We start from the raw sequence: 4064 nt of genomic DNA, 5'->3' as shown, positions 1-4064 counted from the left end.
TCGTTCCATGGAACGACCCCACCCATATGGTTGATAAAATCGTTCCACCTTTTGATTGGCGACCTAGAATAATCCATATTCATATCTGCAATCCTGGTGATGTTGCTTGTATCTGATGTGGGTGCGTTATGTGCGCCTACATCAGGGGCAATGATTAAAGGTTTATAGTGAACCCATATTCAAAACATCCGTAATTTTGAACGCTCTAAGGATGACCCAGCCGCCCCGCCATAATCCACCAACGACAACACCTCGAACCATCTTGGGAACGATGACCCAGGTGATTCAAAATGTTGCTCGGGTAGACTTTAACAAACTGGTATTAAAACCAGGGGCACGGGTACCTAAGCTGGTGGTGGAGTATGACTCCCAGCAAAAGGTATATGACTTGGTGGGCGATCACTATGTTCTGGGGCGGAGCTCTAAAAACTGTGACATTGTGGTGCGCAGTCCGCTGGTGAGTCAGACCCATTTGACCCTGACTCGCGATCGCAACCAGCCAGGCAACCCCTTTGTCCTTAAAGACAAAAAATCCACCAACGGCACCTACTGCGGTAAAAAACGGCTAAAAACCTTTAGGCTGCAGGATGGAGACATCCTGAGTTTAGGCCCCAAGGAACTCAATGATGCCGTCACCCTACGGTTCCAAAACCCAGCACCGTGGTATCTCAAAACCATTCGCTACGGCCTGTACGGCGTTACCGGCAGTGTTGCCCTCGCCACCTTTTGGGTGGTGGCCATTGAGTGGCCTAAAATCCCGATTCGTCCCATCCCTGAGTCGGTGCAAGGTCCGGTCTCGATCTATGGCAACGAGAATGGCGATCGCGTTCTCATTAACCCGGTTAATAATCAGGCCCACATCGAAAAATCTCGTCTGCGGGAGTACTCCAGATATCTGCCCCAGGCCGTGATCGCCTCTGAAGATTCTCGCTACCACTGGCACCTGGGTGTGGACCCCTGGGGCATTGCCCGCGCCGCTAAAACCAACCTGCGCAGCGGCACCATTCGTGAAGGGGCCAGCACCCTCACCCAGCAGATGGCCCGTAATATCTACCCGGAGTATGTGGGACGCGACGACAGCGCCATGCGCAAGATCCGCGAGATGATTGTCGCCTTTAAGCTGGAAACATTTTTCAGCAAAAACCGGATCATGTTGCTGTATCTCAACCGGGTATACCTAGGCAACAATCTCTACGGCTTTGAGGATGCCTCCCAGTTTTACTTTGATAAATCGGCCAAGGACCTGAATATTCAAGAAGCCGCCACCCTGGTGGGAATTTTACCCGCGCCCAATGCCTTTAACCCAGTGCAGAGCTACGACGATGCCCTGGACTACCGCAACCGGGTAATCGAGCGCATGACCGTTCTAGGCATGATCAACCAAGAAGAGGGGCGGCGGGCGCGGCGCTCCCGGATCGAGATTAGTCCTAAAGCCCGGCGTCAGCTGCAGAGTATCCGTGCCCCTTATTTTTACAGCTATATATTTGATGAGCTGGACCAGATTCTGGGACTGGGACTGGCCCGTGAGGGCAACTTTTATGTGGAAACCAGCCTCGACTTAGCCATCCAAACCCAGGCAGAAACGTCAATGCGTTCGGGCATTGCTAATCTGGGGGACCGCTATGGGTTTTCCCAGGGAGCGCTGGTGACGGTGCAATCATCCACGGGAGAAATCCAGGCTCTGGTGGGTGGGGCTGACTATAGCCTGAGCCAGTTTAATCGGGCGTCTCAAGCCGTACGTCAGCCCGGTTCTACATTTAAGATTTTTGCCTATGCCAGTGCGTTAGAACAGGGCATTTCTCCTAGTAACAGCTTTGGCTGTGGGGATTTTAACTGGGGCGGTCAGTATTACCAGGGCTGTCGTTCCGGGGGTGGATCTCTGGATATGTACTCCGGCTTTGCCCGTTCTGAAAATGTGGTGGCCCTGCGGATAGCGCGCGAGGCGGGGTTAGATAATATTGCTAATCTGGCGCGCACCATGGGGATTGAGTCTGAGCTGGACCCGGTACCGGGGATGGTGCTGGGCCAGAGCGGGGTGACCCCCTTGGAAATGACCGGGGCGGTGGGTGCGATCGCAAACAACGGCGTTTGGAATCGCCCCCACGGGATTCAGCGGGTTTTGGACAGTAGTGATTGTGCTGATAGTCGCGATCGCAATACCTGCCGGGTGATTTTTGACTTTAATGCCAACAGTCCTGACGCTAACCAGGATGTGCTCACCCCAAGTACGGCTAGTACGATGACAACTCTGATGCGAGGTACGGTGGACGGTGGGACCGGTAGCGCCGCCTATCTGGGTTTAGGAGAAGCTGGAAAAACGGGGACGACCAACGACAATGTTGACCTCTGGTTTGTTGGGTTTGTCCCCAGTGCGGATCTGGTGACGGGCATCTGGCTGGGTAATGATAACAACGACCCTACCTATGGCAGCAGTTCTCAGGCGGCTCAGCTGTGGAGTAACTACATGGGACAGGTAGTTAGGTAAGCCGAAAGTACTTCTAAGATAGAACTAAGTACTAAACCAAGTCATAGATGGTACAAGCAATTCGGTCCAGTGAAGTCTCTTTAGAAGAGTTAGAATCACATTTTGGTCTAACCCTGACGGAGAATCCTGCTTTTTTTCCAGAGTGGCAAGCTCCTGACTTAAAGCTGACTGAAAGCGAGGTCCAACGGCTTAATCAGGTCAAGCAGCATTTCCGATATTTACTACGGCAGCCACCGGTTTTAGAAGGCGCTGTAAAAATGGTGGTCTTGTCGCCACTGCTAGAATTAGCAGGCTTTTACGAGCCGCCCTTTCAAATTCGTAGTGAGGCTGAAATCAGCATTAGCAGCAAAGACCCAGATACTGAAACGGTCGTGCGTGGAGCGATCGATATCTTAGTCCTGATGGAAAAACTTTGGCTCTTGGTGATTGAAGCCAAAATGAGCGATTTTTCATTGACTAAGGCATTGGCACAAGCCTTGAGCCATATGTTGGCCAGTCCTGAGGCCGTTACCTTTGGCATGATTACCAACGGGACTGACTTTGTTTTTCTTAGGGTAAATACTGAAGAAACAGCGACCTACAGCAGCTCAAGAGTGTTTTCCTTGTTGAGTCCAACCAATGAGCTGATAGATGTGCTTACGATTCTTAAAACGCTAGGCCAAAAAATCATCAAAACCAGCTAGGCTCAAATGTTGCACTAAGATTGGCTGTGTCGTTGAAGCCCGCGCTGGGTTGAAACTCCAGCGCTAACTGAGGGTTGTCCACTCGGACAATTTGGCTAGGAGGCGCTATTGCTTGATTTTGGAAGGCACGGCAGCCCCCACGTTTGTTACGCCTAAAAGAGAACTCGACAACTTCTCCTTTTAGAATTTTGTCGCCGCGCGCAAAATTCTAAACCACCTCACCGACTACCCAAACACGCCATTCGGGATACCCGTGATATTTTTCTGCTGGGACCTAGGGCGGGCAGCCCCGCCCTAGCCATTGGGGTTTGGGGAACTCGGAGGAGCCCCAAGTAGCCAACAACAGCGTAACCTGCCTGCCCTGGGTGTTGTACTACAACCGTCGCACTAGCATGCTGATCATGTCGTCTGGCTCTGGCCTCAGGATCAATCGATGTTCGGGCACTTCGATCAGCGGGCTCCACTGGCTGGTTTCGACATAGCGTAGATTGTGCAGCAGGTGGATGGTCTGATGGATATGGCTGGGGTGCCCCAACAGGATATGGCGAATGGCGCTGCTTGGAGGTAAGCTGCTGGAAAAGTTGGCAGGCAGATCAGGCGGCACCTGAGGTGCTTGATTTTGGAAAGTCATAGGGGCGTTTTCCTTTACATAGCGGGCGTCTTGACCGCAAAACGATAGGGAGGAAAGCGCCCAAAAACTCAGCCACCCTGCAACTAAACTCAGGGTGGCTGTAAAATGCTCACAGCTCACCAACTGGTCCGAACAGCTGGTCGGGTTAGCGGGGTGGTGGTGTTGCAAGCACTACCATCTCGCGCGGCTAAATTTTTGGGTGCGAAAAACAACCTCGAAAAGTTGCTTACTCAGTAGGCTATCCGGCCCAGATCGCTGAGTCAAG

General features: G+C 52.2%; 3 protein-coding genes. 2 read left to right on the top strand and 1 reads right to left on the bottom strand.

Annotated features, from left to right (window positions below; translation table 11 throughout):
* Window positions 1–211: 211 nt before the first annotated feature.
* Together IQ260_RS28475 and IQ260_RS28470 are read left to right on the top strand one after the other, a co-directional pair.
* Entirely contained in the window at window positions 212–2485 is a 2274-nt protein-coding gene (locus IQ260_RS28475) for a transglycosylase domain-containing protein (RefSeq protein ID WP_193996443.1), read from the top strand.
* Between the two features lie 47 nt (window positions 2486–2532).
* Window positions 2533–3168 (top strand): type I restriction enzyme HsdR N-terminal domain-containing protein, encoded by a 636-nt coding sequence (locus IQ260_RS28470; RefSeq protein WP_193996442.1) that lies wholly within the window; start codon window positions 2533–2535, stop codon window positions 3166–3168.
* 373 nt (window positions 3169–3541) lie between these two features.
* On the opposite strand, the gene IQ260_RS28465 is transcribed toward IQ260_RS28470, so the two are convergent.
* Entirely contained in the window at window positions 3542–3799 is a 258-nt protein-coding gene (locus IQ260_RS28465) for a hypothetical protein (RefSeq protein ID WP_193996441.1), read from the bottom strand.
* Window positions 3800–4064 lie beyond the last annotated feature (265 nt).

Origin of the sequence: Leptolyngbya cf. ectocarpi LEGE 11479 (assembly GCF_015207065.1) — a bacterium.
In the GTDB taxonomy this organism is placed as follows: domain Bacteria; phylum Cyanobacteriota; class Cyanobacteriia; order Phormidesmidales; family Phormidesmidaceae; genus Leptothoe; species Leptothoe ectocarpi.
This window is presented reverse-complemented; position numbering and strand designations above follow the sequence as displayed.

What these genes read in the sequence shown, in the direction of transcription:
- IQ260_RS28470 (WP_193996442.1), top strand. Translation starts at nt 2,533, where the DNA reads ATGGTACAAGCAATTCGGTCCAGTGAAGTCTCTTTAGAAGAGTTAGAA.
- IQ260_RS28475 (WP_193996443.1), top strand. Translation starts at nt 212, where the DNA reads ATGACCCAGCCGCCCCGCCATAATCCACCAACGACAACACCTCGAACC.
- IQ260_RS28465 (WP_193996441.1), bottom strand. Translation starts at nt 3,799, where the DNA reads ATGACTTTCCAAAATCAAGCACCTCAGGTGCCGCCTGATCTGCCTGCC.